The organism is Mesorhizobium sp. M1E.F.Ca.ET.041.01.1.1 (genome assembly GCF_003997355.1).
Taxonomy (GTDB): domain Bacteria; phylum Pseudomonadota; class Alphaproteobacteria; order Rhizobiales; family Rhizobiaceae; genus Mesorhizobium.
In genome coordinates, this window is record NZ_RZSL01001204.1 from 1 (window position 1) to 604 (window position 604).

At 59.3% G+C, this 604-nt stretch carries 1 protein-coding gene and 1 pseudogene; one reads left to right on the forward strand and one right to left on the reverse strand.

Annotated features, from left to right (window positions below; all coding sequences use genetic code 11):
- Positions 1-80 precede the first annotated feature (80 nt).
- Positions 81-347 (forward strand): XRE family transcriptional regulator, encoded by a 267-nt coding sequence (locus EOA38_RS38365; protein ID WP_127301670.1) that lies wholly within the window; start codon positions 81-83, stop codon positions 345-347.
- An 8-nt stretch (positions 348-355) separates the two neighbouring features.
- Here EOA38_RS38365 and EOA38_RS38370 read toward each other — a convergent pair.
- Positions 356-604, reverse strand: a pseudogene (locus EOA38_RS38370) (hypothetical protein); the annotation flags it as partial.

The window sequence follows — 604 nt, forward strand, 5'->3', positions numbered from 1 at the left end:
GTGTCGCCACATAAACGCTCGTATTTGTTAAAGACCTCGATCTGGCGGCTCAACGGTAAAAAACGATGGAAGGCAGAACGATGAACGCGGAAATCTATGAAAACGTATGGGACGCCCTGGCGGACACTGAAAAGGAGGCAGCAAACCTCAAAGCGCGCTCGGCGCTGCTCTACGAAATCCGCAGAGCAGTCCAGCGCTGGGGCATTCCTCAGGAGGAAGCCGCCAAGCGGCTCGGCCTGACGCGCCCTCGCACCACGGATCTGCTGCGCGGTAAGCTCGCCAAATTCTCGCTTGACGCGCTCGTCAACATCGCCGCCTCCGCAACGAGACCCCGCAGTGCTGCATGACGAGACAATTACTGCTTTTGCGGCTTTTGTGAATCCGGCTCTTCGCCTTCGACCGGAGCGGTGTTGATGCTCCTCGACTGCAGGCGCTGCAGTTCTTCTAGCCGTTCGCCTTTGACGATCTCGGGATCAAGCCGCTCGTTAGGATTCTGCGCCAATGCACGCGCGGCTTCGCTTGCGGCTTGTGCCTCGCGGGCTTCCTTCGCAGCGATGCTTTCGGCGTTGCGCACCATTTCGCGGTCTTGCGCAACCTGCTCAAG